This window comes from Labilithrix sp. (genome assembly GCA_019637155.1).
Lineage (GTDB): Bacteria > Myxococcota_A > Polyangia > Polyangiales > Polyangiaceae > Labilithrix.
Genome location: JAHBWE010000007.1, coordinates 164545 through 181460 on the forward strand (window position 1 = coordinate 164545; position 16916 = coordinate 181460).

17 protein-coding genes are annotated in these 16916 nt (G+C 72.0%); 7 read left to right on the plus strand and 10 right to left on the minus strand.

All coding sequences use genetic code 11. The features are described from left to right. Nucleotides 1–5: 5 nt before the first annotated feature. The 4 genes from KF837_16445 to KF837_16460 form a co-directional block, all read right to left on the minus strand. Nucleotides 6–587 (minus strand): histidine phosphatase family protein, encoded by a 582-nt coding sequence (locus KF837_16445; protein ID MBX3228913.1) that lies wholly within the window; start codon nucleotides 585–587, stop codon nucleotides 6–8. A 51-nt stretch (nucleotides 588–638) separates the two neighbouring features. Beyond that, nucleotides 639–1958: a carboxypeptidase regulatory-like domain-containing protein gene (locus KF837_16450; protein MBX3228914.1), complete on the minus strand. Its 1320-nt coding sequence runs from the start codon at nucleotides 1956–1958 to the stop codon at nucleotides 639–641. A 17-nt stretch (nucleotides 1959–1975) separates the two neighbouring features. Next, the gene (locus KF837_16455) at nucleotides 1976–2737 is read right to left on the minus strand and encodes a hypothetical protein (protein ID MBX3228915.1); all 762 of its coding nucleotides are present in this window, start codon (nucleotides 2735–2737) and stop codon (nucleotides 1976–1978) included. Nucleotides 2738–2970: 233 nt separating this feature from the next. Then, nucleotides 2971–4092, minus strand: coding sequence for a phosphatase PAP2 family protein (locus KF837_16460; protein ID MBX3228916.1), 1122 nt, complete (start codon nucleotides 4090–4092; stop codon nucleotides 2971–2973). Nucleotides 4093–4205: 113 nt separating this feature from the next. On the opposite strand from KF837_16460, the gene KF837_16465 reads away from it, so the two are divergent. The 3 genes from KF837_16465 to KF837_16475 are packed head-to-tail and all read left to right on the plus strand — an operon-like array spanning nucleotide 4206 to nucleotide 8195. Further along, complete coding sequence (locus KF837_16465) at nucleotides 4206–5621, plus strand: BamA/TamA family outer membrane protein (protein MBX3228917.1); 1416 nt, start codon at nucleotides 4206–4208, stop codon at nucleotides 5619–5621. Further along, nucleotides 5611–7296, plus strand: a complete 1686-nt coding sequence (locus KF837_16470) for a hypothetical protein (GenBank protein MBX3228918.1) — start codon at nucleotides 5611–5613, stop codon at nucleotides 7294–7296. The genes KF837_16465 and KF837_16470 overlap by 11 nt, the downstream gene beginning before the upstream one ends. Next, nucleotides 7293–8195: a phosphatase PAP2 family protein gene (locus KF837_16475; GenBank protein MBX3228919.1), complete on the plus strand. Its 903-nt coding sequence runs from the start codon at nucleotides 7293–7295 to the stop codon at nucleotides 8193–8195. The genes KF837_16470 and KF837_16475 overlap by 4 nt, the downstream gene beginning before the upstream one ends. Here the strand turns inward: KF837_16475 and KF837_16480 are convergent. Next, on the minus strand, nucleotides 8156–10477 hold the full coding sequence (locus KF837_16480) for a hypothetical protein (GenBank protein ID MBX3228920.1): 2322 nt from the start codon (nucleotides 10475–10477) through the stop codon (nucleotides 8156–8158). The genes KF837_16475 and KF837_16480 overlap by 40 nt on opposite strands. Before the next feature lie 79 nt (nucleotides 10478–10556). Between KF837_16480 and KF837_16485 the strand changes: the two genes are divergently transcribed. Further along, nucleotides 10557–11345 carry a hypothetical protein gene (locus tag KF837_16485; GenBank protein ID MBX3228921.1) on the plus strand — a complete coding sequence of 263 codons (789 nt, stop codon included), beginning with the start codon at nucleotides 10557–10559 and terminating at the stop codon, nucleotides 11343–11345. Here the strand turns inward: KF837_16485 and KF837_16490 are convergent. Beyond that, entirely contained in the window at nucleotides 11335–12348 is a 1014-nt protein-coding gene (locus KF837_16490; protein ID MBX3228922.1) for a hypothetical protein, read from the minus strand. The two genes, KF837_16485 and KF837_16490, sit on opposite strands and share 11 nt — an antisense overlap. A 30-nt stretch (nucleotides 12349–12378) precedes the next feature. Between KF837_16490 and KF837_16495 the strand changes: the two genes are divergently transcribed. Then, nucleotides 12379–13251, plus strand: coding sequence for a phosphatase PAP2 family protein (locus KF837_16495; protein ID MBX3228923.1), 873 nt, complete (start codon nucleotides 12379–12381; stop codon nucleotides 13249–13251). A gap of 30 nt (nucleotides 13252–13281) precedes the next feature. Continuing rightward, nucleotides 13282–13419, plus strand: coding sequence for a hypothetical protein (locus KF837_16500; protein MBX3228924.1), 138 nt, complete (start codon nucleotides 13282–13284; stop codon nucleotides 13417–13419). On the opposite strand, the gene KF837_16505 is transcribed toward KF837_16500, so the two are convergent. Genes KF837_16505 through KF837_16515 form a run of 3 tightly spaced genes read right to left on the minus strand, consistent with a single transcriptional unit; the run spans nucleotide 13420 to nucleotide 15468 of the window. After that, complete coding sequence (locus KF837_16505; protein ID MBX3228925.1) at nucleotides 13420–14499, minus strand: hypothetical protein; 1080 nt, start codon at nucleotides 14497–14499, stop codon at nucleotides 13420–13422. A gap of 22 nt (nucleotides 14500–14521) precedes the next feature. Further along, nucleotides 14522–15082, minus strand: a complete 561-nt coding sequence (locus KF837_16510; GenBank protein MBX3228926.1) for a hypothetical protein — start codon at nucleotides 15080–15082, stop codon at nucleotides 14522–14524. Beyond that, complete coding sequence (locus KF837_16515; protein ID MBX3228927.1) at nucleotides 15079–15468, minus strand: hypothetical protein; 390 nt, start codon at nucleotides 15466–15468, stop codon at nucleotides 15079–15081. Before KF837_16515 ends, KF837_16510 begins: the two co-directional genes overlap by 4 nt. A gap of 242 nt (nucleotides 15469–15710) precedes the next feature. Here KF837_16515 and KF837_16520 point away from each other — a divergent pair, with 242 nt between their 5' ends. After that, the gene (locus KF837_16520; GenBank protein MBX3228928.1) at nucleotides 15711–16547 is read left to right on the plus strand and encodes a trypsin-like peptidase domain-containing protein; all 837 of its coding nucleotides are present in this window, start codon (nucleotides 15711–15713) and stop codon (nucleotides 16545–16547) included. Between the two features lie 74 nt (nucleotides 16548–16621). On the opposite strand, the gene rpsS is transcribed toward KF837_16520, so the two are convergent. Beyond that, nucleotides 16622–16909: a 30S ribosomal protein S19 gene (gene rpsS, locus KF837_16525; GenBank protein ID MBX3228929.1), complete on the minus strand. Its 288-nt coding sequence runs from the start codon at nucleotides 16907–16909 to the stop codon at nucleotides 16622–16624. Between the last annotated feature and the right edge of the window lie 7 nt (nucleotides 16910–16916).

Here is a 16916-nt window from a genome sequence, read left to right on the forward strand (position 1 = left end):
CGACCTCACTCCACGTTCGAGCTGAGCTCGACGACGAACGGCTTCGCGCCGCACGGCTGGGCGATCACGACGACGCGGCCGTAGTCCTCCTCCGGGAGGAGATCGCCGTCGACGCCGCGGAGCTTCGCCCCGCCGGCGAGCTCCTTCACGAGCGGCGGGATGACGTTCGAGTGCGTCGCGACGACGGTGACCGCGCCGTCCGGCGCCGACTCGAGGAGCGCCTTCGTCTTGTCCGGCGCCGCGGCTTCGACCTGGAGCGAGAGCATCGACGCGAGCGGCGCGAGCGTCTCCTGCGTCCGCTTGTACGGCGTCGCGACGAGCCTGGTCACGCCCGAGCTCGCGAGCAGGCCGGCGATCGTCTTCGCGCGCGCCTTCCCGCGATCCGAGAGCGACGGGTCCTTCCCTCCCTCCGCGCCCTTCTCGGCATGGCGCACGAGCACGATCGTGCGCCCGCGCACACAAGCGGGAGCGGCCGCGGGCGTGTCCTTGCAGATCCCTCCCTGCGCGGGCGGCTTCGCCTCCGAGCCGCCGCACGCAGCGAGGGCGAAGACGAGAGCGGGAGCGACGACGCGACGGAGCGGGAGCATGCGACCCGTTTGCACGAACCTCGCGGAGGCGTCGAGCATGAACGCGCCCGCTCAGCGGATCGTGATCGTGCGCGGGGGCGAGATCGCGAAGGGGCGGTAGCGGCGGCCGTCGGGGCCCCAGACGTTCTCGACCCAGGTGAGGTTCGGGAAACTCCTGACCGTCCACGTGTACGTGCCGGCGAGGGTGGACACGCCGAGCGGGCGCGGATCGGGGAGCGGCGTCTCGGGGCCGAGGCGCTGGACGATGTGCATCCCCGCGCCGGTCGCGCTCGCGGGCTCGAAGACGTGCTCGATGACGCCGGGGCCGCCCGCGCCGAGGAGATCGCCGGGGCCGATCGTCGCGCCGTCCGCCGGCGCGGTGACCTCCGGCGGCGCGACGAGCTTGATCTTCGTGAGCGCGCCGATGTCGAAGCCGGTCTCGCCGCTGTCCGAGATCGCGCCGTCGGCGCGCGTCGCGCGGAGCTGGTAGGTGAAGCTCTGGTTCGGGATCGGCGCGAGGCTCGTCGTCGTGCCCCACGGGATGGAGACGAGGACCGCGTCGCTCGTGCGGCCGACGCCGATGCGCACGACCACGTCGCCGGGGACGAAGCCGGGAGGAGCCTCCTCCAGCTCGAAGGTCGGCGTCGGTCGCTCGCCGGTGAGCGGCTCGAGGTGCAGCGCGAGCACCTTGGGGTTGGCGGCGTCGGTGATCACGTCGACCTTCGCGTACGCCGTCGCGCTGTTGAGGCCGCGCGCGGCGTCGTAGGCGATCGCGTGGAGCGTCGCCGTCGCGGTGTACCTCGTCGTATGGACGAAGAGGCCGCTCGCGGCGTCGCCCGTCACGCCGACGACGCCGTCGCCGGCGGCGAGGAAGCGGAGCGCCTGGCCCGCCGCGAGCGGGGTGGCGAGACGGACGTCGACGCGCGCGACCCACGCCGTCGCGAGCGTCCGCACCGGGAGATCGAGGTGCGGCTCGAGGTAACGCCCGCCGACGCTGCGATAGACGAGGACGTCGTCGCGCCCGTCGAGGCCGCCCGGCAGCCGGAACGAGAGGTCGTAGCGCTTCGGCACCGAGCTCGCGACGCGGAAGAAGCCGGCGACGTCGCTCGTCGTGTCGAACGGCGGCGAGCCCGCGAGCGTGGTGGTGTCGGGCGCGGGGGTGACGTGGACCTGCGCGCCCGCGACGGGGTCTTCGCCGCGGCGGACGATGCCGCTCACCTCGAGCGCGCGGAACCCCTGCTCCGGGAACGTCGAGCGCGGGCACTGCGAAGGGTCCGGGCCCGGCTTGCTCCGGTCGGCGGGATCGATGCAGCCTTCGTGCTCCGACGCGCTGTCGCAAGCGATGGCGAAGGAGGCGACGAAGAGGAGCGTGGTGCCGGCGAGTCGCGCCACGCCGGGCACCATACCACTCACTCCGTCGCCCAGCGATAACGCACTCCGAGCTCGGTGAAGTCGCTGCCGACCAAGCCGAGCCGATCGGCGCTGATGACCGTGAGGACGAAGCTCCCCCGCACCTCGACGCGGCGCGAGAGGACCCAGCGGACGATCGGCCCCACGCGCAGCGTCTCGGAGTCGTCGCGCTTCGGGACGTCGAGGTAGTCGACGACGAGGCCGATCCCGTGCTGCGAGTACTTGCCGAGACGAAAGACGTAGCCGCCGCGCGCGCGCCAGACCCAGGGCGGGTCGACGATGACGCGGAGCGTCTCCTCGAAGACGTATTTCCCGTCCGGCACGCCCGTGACGTAGGAGAGGCTCGCGCGGCCGATCACGTTGCCGGGGCCGACCGGGATCGACGTGTCGAGCTCGACCTCGTAGGTGAGGGCGCGCGAAGGGTCTCCTCCTTCGGTCTCGAGCGTGATGCGATCGTAGCGGTCCGCCGGATCGAGGTACGTGCGGTTGAACGCGCGGAACCAGCGCGCGCCGGCGCGGACGTCGACGAACGGGACCTCGAGGCGGAGGCCGCCGTACGCGCCGAGGCCGTTGCCGGAGGCGACCGGGTTGAGGTCGACGCCGAACCAGCTCGTGAAGGGCTTCCCGTAACCGGCGGAGAGGCGCGGGCGCGCGTACACGAACCCGACGTCGACGGTGGTCGCGAGGAAGAAGCGCGCAGGCGCCGCGCCCCACGAGCGCGCCATGCGCGGATCGACGAGCGCGTCGCTCGACGTCGGCAACAACCCGAGCGGCGGCGTCGGATCGAGAGGATGCGTCGGCTCCCCAGGAATGACGACCCGATCCCCCGGCGCCGCCCCCTGCGCAAACGCCCCCGACGAAAAAAGCAGAAGCAGAAAAAGGGGCCCCAGGAAGCGGCCGCGAATGCGGGCGCGCAGCGCCCCGAGCGCGCAGCGCGAGGGCCGTGTCCTGGGGTGGGGGTGTCGGGGGCGAAGCCCCTGACCATGAAAAGACTTCAAAAGATCCCCACGACCCCGGCGCCGGCGCCGTGGGGAACGAGCCGCATCGTGAGGCCGCCGGTGGTCTTCACCGTGGCGAGCTCGGGCTGGCGGAAGTGGAGGAGCGGGACGCCCCAGCCGATCGCGGTGCCGAGCAGCGCGCCGGTGAGGACGTCGGTCGGGTAGTGCACGTTCGCGACGACGCGGAACGTCGCGGTCGCGCCGGCGACGGCGTAGGCGGCGCCGCACGAGATCTGATCCCACGGCTTGCCGAGGAGCTCGAGCTCGAGGTGGTTGAAGCAGATCAGCGACGCCGACGTGAAGCTGAACGCGGAGTGACCGCTGAAGAAGCTGCGGTAGTGCGTGCTGCCGGTGCAGTCGAGCGCGTCGCCGGGGAGGCCCGCGCCGCAGGTCTGGCCGTACGGCCTCTCGCGGCTCACGAGCACGTTCGTCACGCCCTGGATCGCGCCGCTCACCGCGAGCGTCTCGAGCCCGAGGAGCGACATCTGCTCCGCGACGTCGCGGCTGCCGCGGTACCACCACGCCGTGATGAGCGCGTCGATGAAGAAGGGCCACGTCGCCGCGAGCGAGAGGCCGACGTCGCTCGCGTCGCGGAAGACGTAGCGCGTCTGCAGCGTCGGCGCGCGGAGCGCCTTCGCGACGCGACGATCGAAGTAGATCGGGCCCGTCTCGTTCTCGCCGATCGGCTGGACGATCGCGGCCGCGAGCGTGAGCCCCGCGCCGGTGAACAGGATCGCGTAGTCGACGCCGGAGAAGCGCCTTCGCTTCCACTTCAGCGGCACCGCCGCGCGCCCGGGCTGCGTCGGCTCGCCGCCGAGGACGACGGGGCTCGGCGTCGGCACCGGCACCGGCTGCCCCGGCGGACGCGCGAGGTGCTCGAGCGGCGTCTTCGCGTCGGGCGGCGTCGGCGTGTCCTGCGGCGACTCGGGGATGGGCGCCGTCTCTCCCGGCGGCGTCGGCGGCGCGGGCTCGGGCTCCGGCGGCGACGGCGGCGCGGGCTCGGACGTGGGCGCCTCGGGCTCGGGCTCCGGCGCGTCGTCGTCGTCCGCGCGCGCCGGACGCGTGCACAGGAGCACGGCGATCGTCGCTGCGGCGAAACCGAAGGCGCGCCATCTCATGAGCGGGCCAACCAACGTAAGCGAAAACGGCGGCGGCGTGGGCGCGCACGAACGCGCCGCGGCACGAACGCCAATGTCGCGACACGGTGACGGCACGATAAGCTCGTCTCGCCGTGCGGGCGCGCCTCCTCCGCTTCACGCTCGTCCTTGCCGGCGCCGCTTCGTGGCCCGCGCGTGCGTCGGCAGAAGAGCCGAAGAAGGAGGAACGTGACTTCGGGCAGCTCACGATCGTCGACGCCGAGCCGCCGGCCGCGCACCTCCCCAAGAAGCGGCCCGTGCCCGACTACGACGGACGCGGCGAAGACCCGAAGAGCGCCGCCGACACGCTCCTCTGGATCCCGCGCGTCGTCGCCGCCCCGCTCTACCTCGCGGCGGAGTACCTCGTCCGCCGCCCCATCGGCGCGATCGTGATCGCGGTCGAGCGCGACAAGCTCACACAACGTGCAATCTACATCTTTACGATCGGCAACAAGAAGAACCTCGGCTTCTTCCCGACCTTCTACTGGGAGAGCAACTTCTACCCGAGCGCCGGCCTCTATTTCTGGTGGGACGACGTCGGCTCGCCGAAGAACCACGTCCGCGCGCACGTCGCGACGTGGGGCACGCCCGTCCTCACCGCGACGATCGCGGATCGCTACGTCCTCGGCGTGAATTCGAGCGCCTCGCTCCGCGCGTCGGTCGACCACCGCGACGACAACGTGTTCTACGGCCTCGGCCCCACGTCGAAGGACGGCAACGAGTCGCGCTACGGCATCACCACGTTCGAGGCCGGACCGACCTTCGACGTGAGCCTCCGCCGCGGCGTCGACGTCTCGACGCGCGCCGGTGTGCGCGACGCGACGTACCGCGAGACCGACGAGGACGAGCGCACGCTCTTCGATACGGTGCGGCGCGGCAACCTCCCGCCGCCGCCGCGCCTCTTCGGCGGCGGCTACACGACCGTCTTCCAGGGCGCCACCCTCGCCCTCGACACGCGCGAGCGCGGCCACCTCCACGCCTCGGGCGCGCGCGCGTCGTTCGGCGCGACGCCGTCGTTCGATCTCTCCCGCCGCGCCGGCGGATCGTGGCTGCGCTACGACGCCGGCGCGACCGCGTACTGGGACGTGGCGCGCACGCACCGCGTCCTCAGCCTCGGCGCGGCGGCGTCCTTCGTCGATCCCATCCAGGGCGGCGCGAGCGGGATCCCGTTCAACGAGCACGTCACGCTCGGCGGCCTCGGTCCGATGCGCGGCTTCTATCCCGGCCGCCTCGTCGGACGCAGCGCGGCGGTGCTCACGCTCGGCTACGAGTGGCCGATCTGGTCATTTTTGGACGGCACGATGCAAGCCGCGACCGGCAACGTGTTCGGCGCGGGGCTCCGCGGCTTCGACCTCGAGAAGCTCCGGCTCTCCGCCGCGCTCGGCCTCCGCAGCAACACGTCGCGCGATCACCAGTTCGAGCTCCTCGTCGGCTTCGGGACCGAGACCTTCGGCGACGGCGCGCGCATCTCCTCCGTCCGCCTCGCGCTGGGAGCGACGCGTGGCTTCTAGGCTCCTCCTCTCCTTGCTCGCCGCCTGCGCCGCGTGCGCCGCGGGCTGCGCCTCGTCGTCGTCGATCCGGCGCTTCCCGCTGAAGGAGCCGATGCTCGCGGACGACGACGAGCGGCCGTGGCGCTCCTTCTGCTCCCCCGACATCCACGATCCGAAGAAGCTCGTGTGCACCCCGCCCGAGTACGTCTCGCCGTTCGTCTGGGACGGCGTCGACGCGATGGGCTTCCGCCCGGTGACGCGGTTCCTCGCGGTCGATCCGCATCGCGAGTCCGTCAACGTCAACGCGCTCGACGAAGTGCCCGACTCGAGCTGGTACGAGAACCGCATCACGCGCCACGCGCTCACGCCGGAGGAGGTCGCGCGCGGACCGTGCGAGCCCGACGACCTCGCGCCGGGCGACGCGGACGAGTCGTGGGTGATCGATCAGGGCAAGAACGACGGCGCGAACCCCGGCTTCCGCGTGAAGACCGACACCGGCGGCCGCTACCTCTTCAAGGTCGACGAGGAGGGCCACCCCGAGCGCGCGACCGGCGCGGCCGCGATCGCGACGCGCATCTACCACGCGGCGGGGTACTGGACCGGCTGCGACCGCGTCGTCTACGCGCGGCGCGGGATCTTCGAGCTCCTCCCCGGCCTCGGGTACAGCGACAACACCGGCATCCGCCGGCCGTTCGGGGCGGAGCAGCTCGAGGCGATGCTCGCCGGCGCGTCGCGGCGCGGCGATCGCTACCGCTTCGTCGCGTCGAAGTGGCTCGAGGGCAAGACGCTCGGACCGTTCACCTACGAGGGCGTGCGCAAGGACGACCCGAACGACGTCGTCCCGCACGAGGACCGGCGCGAGCTGCGCGGGCAGCGCGTCCTCGCGGCGTGGCTCGGTCACTTCGACGCGCGCGAGCAGAACTCGATGACGACGTGGCTCACGCGCCGCCCGGAGGAGGACGACGCCGCCGCGCCGGGGCACATCCGCCACTGGATCATCGACCTCAACGACTGCTTCGGCAGCGAGTGGACGTGGGACCAGGTCACGCGGCGGCTCGGCTTCTCGTACTACTTCGACGGCGCGGACGTGCTCGCCGACTACGTCACGCTCGGGATCCCGCGGCGGAGCTGGGACCGCGTGCGCCGCCCGCCCGACGGCGAGATCTTCGGGTACTACGAGGCCGATCTCTTCGATCCCGAGGCGTGGAAGCCGGGCTACCAGAACCCGGCGTTCCTCCGCATGTCGGAGCTCGACGCGGCGTGGATGGCGCGCATCATCGCGCGCTTCACCCCCGCCCACGTCGCCGCGCTCGTGAAGGTCGGCGACTTCACCGAGCCGCGCCACGCCGAGTACCTGCGGAAGACGCTCCTCGCGCGGCAGCGCAAGGTCCTCCGCCGCTGGCTCGCGATCGCGTCGCCGCTCGCCGACCTCGAGGTGCTGGGGACGTCGCTCTGCGCGGTGGACCTCGCGCGCCGGAGCAAGACCTGGGAGTCGTTCCGCTACGGCGCGACCGCGCTCGTCGGCGACGGGCTCGATCGCTCCGTGCCGCTCGTCGTCGACGTGCGCGAGGACGGTCGCGTCTGCGTGCCGGTCCCGAGCGACGCGTACACCGTGATCGACCTCACCAACGGCGTCGCGAAGCGGCCGCTCCGCGCGCACGTCGCGGGGAAGAAGGTCGTGGGGATCGAGCGATGAAGCGGGTCGCGTTCGCCGCCGCCGTCGCGCTCACGCTCGTCTCCAAAGACGCGCGCGCGGATCAAGAGAAGACGGTCCAGTGGAACGACGCGTGGCCGCGCGCGCGCTGGTGGGAGGTCGTGAACGTCTTCGCGCTCACCGGCGGCTCCGCGCTCATCAACCAGGCGCCGGCGCAGCCGGAGGCGAACTGGAAGGGCCCGATCCTCCTCGACGCCCCCGCGCGCCGGCTCTTCCGCGCGACGACGTTCATCGGCCAGAAGCGCGCGGCGGTGCTGAGCGACTACCTCTATCGCGGGATGGTCGTCACCCCGTACGTCGTCGACAACTTCATCGCCGCGCTCGGCGTGCACCAGAACGCCGACGTCGCGCTCCAGATGACGTTGATCGACATGCAGTCGCTCGGCCTCTCCGGCGTCATCACGCTCGGCCTCCAGCACATGATCGGACGGCAGCGCCCGTACGTCTCCGGCTGCAAGACGGCGGACGGGACCGACGACGCCGGCTTCAGCTACTGCGGCGGAGCCGACGACTTCAAGAGCTTCTGGAGCGGACACACCGCCGCGATGTTCACGATGGCGGGGCTCACCTGCGTGCACCACCAGCACCTGCCGCTCTACGGCGGCGGCGCGCCGGACGCGCTCGCGTGCGCGGTGATGACGGGCCTCGCCGGCGTCGGCAGCGTCATGCGCGTCGTCTCCGATCGTCACTGGCTGAGCGACGTGCTCTTCGGCGGCGCGCTCGGCATGTTCAACGGCTACGTCGTGCCGCTCCTCCTCCACTACGGCGTCGGCTGGAACCGCCCCGCGATCCCGACCACGCTGCAGACCTCGTTCGGTCGCGTCGTCCCGGTCCCGCAGGTCTACGAAGGCGGCGCCGGGCTCGGCTTCTCGGTCTTTTGATCGGGGTCCGAGCCGTGCTCCATCGCGCGCGCGAGATCGGCGAGGACCTCGCCCGCGGGCCGCACGCTCGGCAGCGGCTTCTCTTCGCCGAGCAGCGGCCAGAGCGCGTCGCGGAGCGGGGTCGGGAGCACGGTCTGGAGGTACTCGAGCGCGGTCCCGCGCGCGCGCGCGTCGCCCTGGTTCAGCGCGCGGAAGCAGATCTTCACCGCCGCGCTCCCGAGCAGGATCGCGAGCTCGTTGAAGAGGTGCTCGAGGCCGCGGCTCACGCGGTCGCGCGTGACGACGTCGAGCGGCGCGAGCGCCTCGCCTTCGAGCTCGTCGTCGCCGAGCGCGTCGACGTACTCCTGCTCGCGCGCGATCTCGTTCATGATCGTCTGCACGATGCGGTCGTGCGGGATCGTGAGGCCCTCCGCGCGCTCGAGCATGCGCATGAGCGCGCGGCCCGCGGCGTAGCGGACCTCGAAGCGCACGTCTTCGAGCGCGAGGAAGAGGCCGTCGGCCGCGCGCTGCGACGGGACCTCGGCGAGGATCGGCGGGACGCGGCGGCGGACGACGAAGTCCATCTCCGGATCGATCATCGCGTCGACGAGCTGCCCCGTGATCGGCGCGCCCATGCGCCGGAGCGCGTCCTTCGCGTCGCGATGCACCTCCGCGCGCGAGAGGAGCAAGATCGCCGGCCCCGCCGCGGCGCGATCGGAGCGCTCGAGCCTCCGCAGCGCGGCGCGCGCGCGCTCGACGTCGGCGCCGAAGAGGTCCGCCACCACCGCGACGAGCGCGGCCGGATCGGTGAGCGCGGCGTGGGCGAGCCCGCGGTCGTCGGGGCGCGGATCGATCGCCGCGACCCGGCCGAGGAGGACGTCGCGATCGCGCTCGGTCTCGGGCGGGACCGACGGCGGCGCGGCGTCGAGCTTCGCCGCCGCGTCGTCGCGCAAGCTCTGCTCGAGCGCGGCGACGTAGTTGCGGTGGAGGCGGCGCACGAGCGGCAGCGTCGCGAGCGCGGCGGCGACGGCGAGCCCGAGCAGGATCGCCTGCGACCGCGGGTGCGTCGGCGAGATGAAGTAGACCGCGCCCATCGTCACGAGCGCGCCGGCGATCGTGCCCGTGCGATCGAAGCCGACGTCGATGAGCGCCTTCGTCGCGCGTTTGTGGAGCTCGGGGATCGGCGTGTAGAGGAGCTCGTACGCCGAGCGGAAGAGCGTGTTGCGATGGATCATCTCCGCGCCGCGCAGGATCGCGGTGCTGACGAGGCCGGGGACGGCGAGCCCGAGCGCGCCGCCGAGCAGGACGACGCCGGGGAGGACGCCGAGGTGCACCGCGAGGTTCACCTTCTCCATCGCGACGCGCCCGAACACGACCTGGAGGACGAGCGAGAGCACGCTGACGCCGAGGCCGAAGAGCGAGAAGAACGCGAGCAGCGCCGGCCCACGACCGAGCTCGGCGACCGCCTGCACCCCGAGGACGTAGTCGAGGAGCGACGACAACGCGGCCCCCGCCCCGACGAGGAGCGCGAGGTTCCGCAGGAACGGCTCCTCCCAAACGAGCCGCATCGCCGCAACCCCCGGCGCCGGGGCCGGGGCCCCAGAAGCGGCCGCGAATGCGGGCGCGAAGCGCCCCGAGCGCTCCGCGCGAGGGCCGTGTCTGGGGTGGGGTGTCGGGGCGAAGCCCCGACGTTGACAGACAAGCACCGCGCCGAAGCAGAGGACGTTGATCCCGGCGAGGAAGAGGATCGCGCTCGGGACGCTCACGAGCGTCGACGCGCGCCACGCCGCGAGGCCGCCGAGGACGCCGCCGAGCGTGCCGCCGCCGGCGATGCGCGCCACCTCGCGCTTCGCGGCGTGCGGATCGAAGCGCTCGTTGATGAGCGACCAGAAGGTGGTGAGGATCACCGGCGCGACGACGGACACGTGGAGGTAGACCGCGATCGCGCCGGCGCGCGCCGACGCGGAGTAGAGGAGCCGCTCGAGCACGAGCCCCGCCGCGCTCCCGCCGAAGAGGAGCGGCAAGAGACGCCGCGGAGAGATCCGCGTCGTCACCACCGGCAGCGCCATCACCACGGCGAGCGAGAGCACCGACGCCGCCGCCATCGCGTGCGGCAGGTGATGGACCCTGTAGCTCGATAGGAAGAGCGCGTCGCGCACGGCCTTGCCGGCGACCTGCTGCGCGATCATGCCGGTCGACGCGACCGTCGCGGCGAACGTCCCGGGGGCGAACCCACGCAAGAGCAAGCCGGGGCTCGAGCTCGAGGACGATCGGTTGTCGCGGTCGTCCAAACGCGGGACCAAGTGCACGTATCTCACGGTGCAATGTCCGTGCACGCGCCCGATCTTCGCCGCGGTTGCGTGCCGCGATAGGCTGGGCGCCGTGAAGTCTGCGCTCCGGCTCGTCCTCCTCGCGCTCGCGAGCGGTTGCTGGGAGTCGGGCACCGAGGCGCCCCCGCTCCCCGCGATCGTCTCGCCGCTCGAGGACGCCGGCGGACGCTTCCGGCCCGACGCCGAGCCGGCGGACCTCGTCGTTACGCGACCGCTCCCGACCCTCGCCGCCTACGCCGAGGTCCCGCTCTCCGGCGCCTCGCAGACGATCGATCTCGTCGACGCGCTCGGGCGGGAGCCCACCCCCGGCGCCACGCTCGTCATGGTGGTCGTGAATCGAGAGGCCCCCCGCCCGCGCTCGATCATGCTCGGCGCGCGCGCGTTCAACGTCGACACCACCCTCGATTCGCGCCCCTCCTTCGCCGCCTCGGTCTGGTCGACGACGATCGCGGAGAGGAGCCCCTCCAACGTCGTCGTCAACTGGCCCCGCGAGCTCCAGCGCGGGTACCTCGTCGCGATGGAGTGGCTCGGTCTCGACCGGCTCCATCGCGCGGTCTCGCGTCGCTCGCAGACGGAAGGCGAGGGCCCGATCCGCACCGGCGACTACGCCAGCACCAAGCCGGGCACGTTGCTCCTCGCGATCGCGGTCGCGGCTCCGCTCATCGGCAGCGGCGCGACGACGTTCACGCAGATCGTTCGCGTGAACGACAGCGTCGCCGGCCTCGCGGTCGCGTCGACCATCGCCGACGGGCTCACGAGGTACGAAGAGACGTTCGTCACGTGGCCGGGCACGACGAGCTGGGGGACGATGCTCCTCGCTTACGACGCGCTCAGTCGGTGAGCGGCGGCGGCAGCGGCGGCGGGCAGCCGTTCGTCCTCCGATCGTGCGTGCGCGGACCGTCGAGGAGCGGGCACGCGTCCTCGTAGGCGCAGATCCCGTCCCCGTCCTTGTCGACGCAGACGTCGGGCGCGTACTCGAGCACCGCGAGCACGCGCATCTTCGCGCCGCCGTCGCCGTCCGTGATCCGTCCCCCGATCGCGCTACCGAGCTGGAAGTCGTCGCCGAGGCGAACGCGTCCGCCCATCATCGCCTCGATCGGGATCGCGCGCGCGGTGAGCGCGTCCGGTCCGGAGACCGTCGCCGCGCCGTGGAGCTCGGGGCCCATCACGAAGCGATCGTTGACCTTCACCCCCGCCGAGAACGCGGCCGCGATCTGATCGCCGAGCGCGCGGCCCTCCCAGACGCCGTCGAACGGACGCACGTGGTAGGCGAGCTTCACCGCCCACGCGAGCGCCTTCGCGTCGCCGGCGAGGAGGATCCGCGGCGCGATGCGGAAGGTGCCGTCGCTCGTGAAGAGCTCGCGTCGCCCGAGCGGCGCGAAGAGCGCGAGCCCGCCCGCGCAGCGGAGCGCGTCGCCGTACGTCCCCGCGAGTCGCACGTCGGCGTCGAGCCGCAAGTCACCCGGCGCCTGTCCTCGATCGGGCGCCGTCGCGCCCCTGTCGCCGTGCTGGTAGATCGTCAGCGGCGAGCTGACGCCGAGGCGCACGCGGCTCCGCACGACCACGCTCGCGCGCCCGTGCACGTCGATCCGATCGGTGATCACGCGGCGCGGGAGGCCGCCCTCCTCCGCGACGAGCGGCGCGTACGACCAATCGACGAGGAGCCCCACCTGCGGGCGGAGCTTGCCGCGGAGGTCGAGCGACTCGGTCGTGTACCAATCGCTCCCGGGCGAGGAGGGATCGAGCGGCGTGATCGCGTAGCCGCGGGATTGCGCGCTCGCGTCGCTCGCCGACAGGATCGTCACCGCGAGCGGCGCGAGGCCGCGGTAGAGCAGCCTCTTCATCGTGGCTGTCCGCGCTTATACCTTAGGCTCGTGCACCTCCGAACGTCGTTCGCGTGCGGCGCCGCGCTCGTCGCGCTCGCCGGCGCCGCGGACGCGCAGCCGCGACGGATCGAGCGCCTCGGCTACGACACGCGCGTCGACGTCGCGGTCACGGCGACGGGCTCGGCCTGGCTCGTCGCGGCGGAGCTGCTCAAGGCGGACCTCGTCCCCGAGAAGTGCCGCTGGTGTTATCGCCGCGCGAACGGCGACTCCACGCTCAACGCCGTCGACCGCTCGGTGCGCCTCCGCTTGAAGTGGGACGACACGAAGCTCGCGGACGGCCTCTCCAACGCGCTCGCGTTCGTGATCATGCCCGCGGCCGGGATCGGCCTCCCCGCCACCGCGGCGGCGCACGACGATCACTTGCAGTACGCACCGATCGACACGCTCCTCATCGCCGAGGCCACGATCCTCGCCGCCGATCTCAACCAGCTCGTGAAGTTCGTCTTCGTGCGCGAGCGCCCGTTCGTGCACTACCTCCCGCACCTGCCCGACGGCATCCAGGGCCTCGGCGACAGCCCGTCCGACGCGAACCTCTCCTTTTACTCCGGCCACACGAACCTCGCGTTCGCGCTCGCGGCGTCGAGCGGCACCGTCGCGTTCCTGCGCGGCTACCGCCTCGCGCCGCTCGTCCTCGGCGTGCAGCTCGCGAGCGCGTTCACGGTCGGCTACCTCCGCATCGCCGCCGACAAGCACTACCTCTCCGACGTGATGGTCGGCGCCGTGGTCGGGAGCCTCGTCGGCGCGTTCGTGCCTCTCCTCTTCCATGGCCGGTCCTCGGCCGTGCCGGAGAGCGCCGTCGCCCCAACATCGCAGCGCCTCGGCATCGGCAGCATGCCGGTTCAGCTCACGCTGCCATGGTAAGCTCGAGGGGATGCGCAAACGACCGAGCTGATGAAGAACGAGCTCGACTTCACCGCGACCGCGATCGCCTCCGTCGGCAAGACCTTCGGCCGCACCGTCGGCGTCGACCCCGCCGTGCTCGACGACCAGATCACGAAGGGGAAGGTCATCCCCGGCGCGCTGGTCTGATCAGGGGACCGGCCACGTCGCGGGCGCGCCGGCGTCGCCGCGCGAGGGGCGCGAGTGGAACAGCGCCTCGAGCTTTCCGCCGCGCGGGCCCGTGAACCAGACGTCGTCGTCGTCGATCGCGACGAGCGTGCTCACGCGCTTCGCGTCGTCCGGCAGCGGGATGCCGGTCAGCGTCAGCCGATCGTTCACGAGCGAGACGCGCACGAGCTCGTCGCCCATCGCGACGACGAGCGAGCCCGAGCGCGTCGCGCTCACCGGCGCGACGCGGCTCGGCGCGATCTTCGTCCACGCGATCGTGTCGCCGCGGAGGCGTCCGACCTCGGTGCCGTCGTCGCCTTCGTGATGCAGCATGCACTCTCCGCCGGGGCCGCGGTACACGTGCGCGTCGCGGTGCTCGAGGTCGAGCCGCGTCGTCTTCCTCGTCCCGTCGATGCTCGAGCTCCACACCACGAGCTCGGAGCGCCCGCAGATGCGGTCGTCGATGAACGTGACGTCGTCGGAGAGCCGGTGCGCGGGCGGGAGCTTCGGGAGGGCCGCGCTGCTGGCATCGGTGGCGCCGGGGGCGACGAGCCAGCCGAGGGAGCGCTCTTCGCCGTCGAGGAAGAGCGCGGCCGAGCCGCCGCCGAGGAGGCCCATCGTGAGGATGTGCCCGGTGCGGCTCGTCGTCTCGCGCGGCGTGACGCGGAGGGTGGTGGTCGCGGTCGAGATCCACACGTCGTCGATGCCGGTGCCGCCGATGAACATCGGCTGCTCGTCGAGCGGCCGCATCGGCGGCGGGATCCGCGCGATGACGTCGACGCGCTCGTGGCGCGCGCCGATCGCGGAGAGCGTCCACTTGTTCGGCCCGTACTGCGCGACCGCGATCGCGTCCCCGAGCGGGTACGCGTTCGGCGTCACGCCGTCGGCGAACGTCGCGACGAGCACGAAGGGCGACGTCTCGCTCGGGCGCGCGATCGGGAGCTCGTCGCGCACGCTCGCGACCGGCGGCGGGGCCGCCGCTTCGGGGACGGCGTCGACGACGGGCGCGGGCTTCTTGCATGCAGCGAGCACGAGGAGGACAGCGGTAACGTTGCGCGTCACGTCCTACGAATAGCGCAGTCCGTCAGAACGCGTAGCGAAGGCCGGCCTGGCCGCCGAGGGTGGGGAGCACGACGTTGACGTCCCCGCGCGCCGCGACGAACGGCGTGAAGCCGCCCAGCGTGAAGAGCTCGAAGGCGAGAGTGGCGTGGAGACCGACGTACGACTTGTTCGCAGACTCGGTCGATCCGCCGAGTCGCGACAACCAGATCGACCCCGCGTCGAGCCCACCGCCGAGGTGGAAGCGCCACAGCACGATCTCCCCCGTGACACCGAGCGCGAGGCGGCGAACGCCGACGCCGAGCGCGGTGGAGAGCGCGTCGTACGTCAGCTCGCCAACCCCGTCCGCGCCGCCCCACCATCGCCGGATCCCCGCGCCGACTCCGAGACCGAAGGCGGACCCCGTCACCTCGGTGTCGAAGAGGCTGCTCCGCGCGTAGCCCCCGCTCGCGCGCACGATGACGGGCGGCCGCTTCGCGGGTAGCTCCTCCGCGCGCGGCTCCTCCGCGCTCGGCTCCTCCGCGCGCGCCGTCGCGCTCGTGACGGCGACGAGCGCGGCGGCGGCGAGGACGACGAGCCGCTTCACGGGCACACCGGTTCGTGCGACGAGGGCTCACGCCAGCCCTCGGGCGAGTCGATCGAGCTCCGCGACACGGAGACGTACGGCGCCGCCACCTGCGCGCGCGCGCAGACACCGGAGTCGCGGAGCGTCTCGCAAGTCGAGCCGAGGATGCAGAGGCTCTCGTCGACCCCGAACGCAGGCTCGGTCGTGACCGTCGTCGAGAAGTCGCAACCAGAGGTGCTCTCCTCGCTCAGGTACGTGCAGTGCACCACGCCAGCGACGAACCCCGGACAGCACTCGAGGAGCCTCCCGATCGCCTCCTCACAACGAAAGACATCGGACCGAAAATTGTCGTCATCGACCTCACGCGCCCGCGCGCTCCGCACGCTCAGGAGCAAGGCAAGGAGCAAGAGAAGAGGCAGCCTTCGCATCGCCCCAACATGATGCGCGGCGCACGAACCACAACTGACGCCGCCTGACACCGGACCACCGCCACGTTGCGCAACCGGGCGCGCCCTACGCCTCGAGATCAGCCCGAAGCCCCCGCGATCCATGATCGAGATCGCGCGCGAAATCCGGCCAAATTCGGAGTTGCGTACAACGTGGGTCTGATCTGGATCCACCGGCACGGCGGCTGCTCTCTCCACCGCCGATGACGATGCGTACGGTGCTCCTTGGTTGCCTCCTCCTCCTCACGATGATCGGCTGCGCGCCCGTCGCGCTCGACGACGAGGAGCGCGGGAGCACGAGCTCCAACCAGTTCTTCGTGAACGCCTCGCGGCGCGACCCGACCGCGCTCGAGGCGTCCCGCGTCGGGCGGGTCAACCCGGGGTGCGCCGCGTTCTTCCTCGAGAACGACGTGAACAAGACGTTCCTGATGACGGCGCGCCACTGCTTCGACTTCGACACCGAGGCGTGGTGCGCGACCGACGGCGAGATCGTTCAGGAGAACGGGACCCGCGGCCAGTGCACGCGCGTCGTCGTGGAGGACGACTCGCACGACCTCGTCGTGTTCGAGGCCGACATGAAGCACGCGGCCAAGGGGAGCACCACGCTCCGCCTCGCCTCGTACGCCCCGCGCGCGCGGACGCGCCTCACGATGATCGGCTACCCCGCGGACGCCGATCCGGACTCCGCGCGCCTCGGCGCCATCACGACGACGGAGAACTGCTGGACCCTCGGCTCCCGGATCCCGAGCTTGTACAGCGACCCTCGCTTGAACGACATGACGCTGCGCCACAACTGCTCGACCTACGGCGGCAACAGCGGCGGCCCGATGTACGTCGAGGGCACGCGCGACGTCGTGGGCCTGCCGTACACCTACATTCCCGACGACTACACTCGCCGCGAGGCGAACGACGAGACGACCGCGGCGCGCCTCGCGCTCACCTGGGACTTCGTGAACGTCTACTTCGACGTGCTCACCGCGGAAGGGATCACGATCGTGGAGACCGGCGCGGCGGCGGCGGAAGACCAGGCCGCCGGCTGAGTGGGGCGCCGAGAACACGAAGGCCCCGCGAGCGTGTGCCCGCGAGGCCTTCGGAGGTGCGTGGCGCCGGGCGGCTACTTCTTGCCGGCGACCTTGGACTTCTTGTCGCCCTGGTGGCCGTGGAAGGTGCGCGTGGGGGCGAACTCGCCGAGCTTGTGGCCGACCATGTTCTCCGTGACGAAGACCGGCACGAACTTGCGGCCGTTGTGGACCGCGAACGTGAGGCCGACCGCCTCCGGCGTGATGGTGGAGCGGCGCGACCAGGTCTTGATCACCTTCTTGGACTGCGTCGCCTGCGCGGCGGCGATCTTCTCCATGAGGTGGCCGTCGATGAAGGGGCCCTTCTTGATTGAACGAGGCATTGTCTTC